The sequence below is a fragment of the Kitasatospora sp. NPDC057518 genome (genome assembly GCF_042802075.1).
Taxonomy (GTDB): Bacteria; Actinomycetota; Actinomycetes; order Streptomycetales; family Streptomycetaceae; genus Kitasatospora.
Window position 1 is genome coordinate 1 of record NZ_JBHVEU010000635.1, and the last position, 3,843, is coordinate 3,843.

A 3,843-nucleotide genomic window follows, 5' to 3' on the forward strand; every position below is an offset into this window, starting at 1 on the left:
GCTGAGGGATTTGAACCCTCGATCAGGAATAACCCCGAAACCGCATTAGCAGTGCGGCGCCATAGACCGGACTAGGCGAAGCCTCCCCACAGGGATCGTACCCGCGCGAGCGGAGCCGTTCCGTGTGTCAGTGATGATGCCACAACCGTGGGGCTCGGCACCAACCGCCGCCAACGTTACTAGGCGGGTCGACTCCGCCGCAAAGAAGAATGAGATACTGCCGTCTCCGGAGGAGCTGCCCCGAGCCGAGGAGACCTGTCGACGTGAGCAGCAGGCCGATCCGAGGCGCTGCTCGCCTCGCCGCCATACTCGACGCCCTGCCCGACGCGTTGCTGCTGGTGAACAGCAACGGCACCGTCGTGGACGCCAACAGCGCGGCGGTCCAGGCGTTGCAGGCGCCGGGCACCTCACTGGTCGGCATGGGCGTGCTGGGTCTGCTGCCCGAGTTCGACCCCAGCCGCATCCCCGGCTCGATGCGACCGGCCACCCGCGACGGCGACGCCCTCGACCGCCCGGTCCGGATGACCGCCCACCGCACCGACGGCACCACCTTCCCGGTCGAGGTGTCCGGCAACGACTTCGCCGACGACGGCGACGGCCGCGGCTACGCGCGCTCCCCGTACGACTCGTACCGCGAGAACTCGCCCTCCTCCTCCGACCTGCTCCTGCTGCTGGTCCGCGACCTCTCCGGCCGGCTGGGCGTCGAGGCCGAGCTGCGCCGCCAGCACAAGCAGACCGAGATGATCCTGCGGGCCGCCGCCGAGGGCGTGCTCGGCGTGGACCTCGAAGGCCGCTGCGTGCTGGTCAACCCGGCCGCCGCGCACATCCTGGAGTACCGGGCGAGCGAGCTGGGCGGGCGCGAGCTGCACCCGCTGATCCAGCACTCCCGGGCCGACGGCACCCCGCTGGCGCTGGAGGAGTCGGCGCTGCTGGACACCCTCACCTCCGGGCGCAAGCACCGGGTGCGCGGCACCGTGCTGTGGCGCAAGGACGGCCGGCCGGTCACCGTCGACCTCACCACCGCCCCGGTCCGGGACGGCGACCAGCTGGTCGGCGCGGTGATGACCTTCACCGACCGCAGCCGCGAACTCGCCCTGGTCGCCCGCAACGAGCACCTCACCGCCGTCCTGGAGAGCGAGCTGGGCAGTGCCCTGAACGCGCTGAACGAGCGGCTGGACGCGCTCGCCGCCGACCCGGCCGGCCAGCTCTGGCCGGAGGCCAACTGGACGCTGCGCCGGCTGGCCGCCGAGTGCCGCCGGTACGGGAAGCTGATCGACGGGGTGCTCGACCACCAGCGCTGCGAGGCCGGCGAGAGCGGCGCCGCCGAGGCCAAGGACGGCAAGGACGGCAAGGAGCCCAAGGCCGGCGCCAAGGACGGCAAGGACGTGCCGAAGGCCGCGTCCCGGGTCCCGGTCGGCCTGGACAAGGTGGTCCGCCGGGCCGTCGAGGAGGCCGGCGAGCTGGTCGGCCCCGGCCGGGTGCGGTTCTCGGTGCACGCCGCCGCGGTCGAGGTGATCGCCGACGAGCGGCGGCTGGCCCAGGCGCTGGCCCACCTGGTCGCCGACGTCAGCGGCGTCGGACTCTCCCTGGACGCCCCCGTCGCCCCGTCCCCCGGTCTGACCGTGCCCGGGCTGAACGGCGCCGCCGCGCCCGCGCTGCCGCCCGCCCCCGAGCCGCCGACCGTCGTGCTGGCCGCCGCCCAGCGCGGCGAGGTCGCCCGGGTCGAGATCCGCGGCCCCGGCGTCGGCGGCAGCCCCGTCCACCTGCCGATAGCCCGCGCGGTGGTCGAGCGCCACGGCGGTGTGCTCCAGCCGCACGAGCTGCCCGGCAAGGCCGGCACCACGTACGTCGTCGAGCTGCCGCTGGACCCGGTCGCCGCGAAGGCCGCCGCCGAGCGCGCCGCCGCCGAAGGCCGCTCCGACCGGCCCAAGGAGAGCGACAGCGCCGTCCTGCCGGAGCTCCCGGGCATCCCGCAGCTGCCCAGCAGCGGCGAGGGCGCCGAGCCCGCGGCGGCCGACGAGCAGCCCGCTTCCGAGACTCCCGAGGCCGCCGCGGCCCCCGCCGCGGAGCGGGCGCCCGCCGAGGAGCCGCCCGCCGAGCGGCGCGGCCGCCGCGGCCGCCCGGCCGCCGAGACCCCGGCGTCCGACACCCCCGACGCCCCTGGCGTCCCCGGTGCTCCCGGTGCTCCCGGCAACCCCGACATTCCGGCCGACCAGTGGCCGAACGCCCCCGCTCGGGTCGAGCGGGCCGTCCCCGAGCAGTGGAACGGCACCGGCAACGACCCCGCGTACGGCCGCCAGGGCCTGGCCGGGCCGAACGGCGCCCAGAGCGACCCGTGGGGCAAGGACGACGGCCGCTCCGGCCCCGCCTACGCCGTGCCCGTCGAGGGCCACCGGGCGCAGCCGAACCGCCCCGGCGGGCGCGAGCCGCTCGCCCTCGGTCCGGCCCCCGCGCCCGCGCCCGCCGCCCCGGACGGCACCCCGCCCGGCGGCACCCCGACCGCCGAGGCGGCCCAGGAGCAGGCCTCCGGCGAGACCAGGCACCGCCGCCGCCGCGCGCTGCCCTCGGCCGAGGAGTCCTCCGGCGGCTTCGCCCTGCCCGGGGCGGCCGACACCCCGGTCTACCCCGGTCTGGAGCACGCCCTGCCGGCCGGCCCCGCGCCCGCGCCGCCCGAACCGGCCGCCGCCCCGACCGGGCGCCGCCGCCGGCTGGCCGTCCCGCCGGGGCCCGGCCCGGACGCCCTGGTGAACGCCTCCGGCCCGTCCGGACAGGGAGGCCAAGGAGGCCAGGCCGGCCAGGCGCAGCCCTCCCCCGGCACCGCGCTGGCGCCCGCCCGGGCCGCGCTGCCCGCCGCCGAGGAGCCGTCCGGCCCGCGCCCGGTCGGCACCGGACTGGGCGAGCTCGCCCCGCCGCGCCAGCTCGGCCCGGTGCCCGCCGCCGCGCCGCAGCCGCCCGTCCCAGCCGACGCGGCCCGGACCGCGCCGCGCCCGATGGCCGAGCTCCCGCCCGCCGAGGAGCGGCCCGCACCCGAGCAGCCGTCGGCCCCGACCGGCGAGCTGGCCAACACCCGTCGGCTGCTGGTCTGGCCCGAGCCCGACCCGGCCACCAAGCAGGCCCTCCAGGCGCGCGGCTACCTGCCGGTGATCGTCCGCTCCCGCGAGGAGGTGGACGCCCAGGTCCCCGGCTTCCCCGCCGCCCTCTTCGTCGACCCGCTGACCGGCCCGATCACCCGCACCGCGCTCCAGTCGCTGCGCACCGCGGCGCTCAACCGCAGGGTCCCGGTGCTGGTCACCGCCGGCCTCGGCCAGGCCACCCGGGACGCCGCGTACGGGGCCGACCCGGCCGTCCTGCTGCGCGCCCTCGCACCGCGCGACGGCGAGCAGCACGCCCCGCGGGTGCTGCTGGTCGAGGGCGACCCGGACATCGCCGCCGCCATGATCAGCAGCCTGGAGCGGCGCGGCATGCACGTCGAGCACGCGGTGGACGAGAACGACGCGGTGGCCCGGGCCAGCAGCGTGCAGCCCAACCTGGTGGTGATGGACCTGCTGCAGATCCGCCGCCGCCGGGTCGGCCTGCTGGACTGGCTGCGCGCCAACGACCGGCTGCACCGCACCCCGCTGGTGGTCTACACCTCGGTGGACCTCGACCCGCGCGAACTGCCCCGGCTGCGCACCGGCGAGACGGTGCTGTTCCTCGCCGAGCGCTCGACCAGCGAGGACGTCCAGTCCCGGATCGTCGACCTGCTCGGGCGGATCGGCGCGATGGGCGAGGCGGGCGTCGCCGCCGCCGGCTGAGGCACGCCGAACACGTGGAAGGGCCGAGCTGCGCGCGCGGGACGCGGCC

General features: G+C 77.5%; 1 protein-coding gene. It reads left to right on the plus strand.

The genetic code is table 11. The annotated features are described in order from the left end of the window. The first annotated feature begins 263 nt into the window (after positions 1-263). On the plus strand, positions 264-3,794 hold the full coding sequence (locus ACFU7Z_RS37535) for a PAS domain-containing protein (RefSeq protein WP_380782582.1): 3,531 nt from the start codon (positions 264-266) through the stop codon (positions 3,792-3,794). Positions 3,795-3,843: the final 49 nt, after the last annotated feature.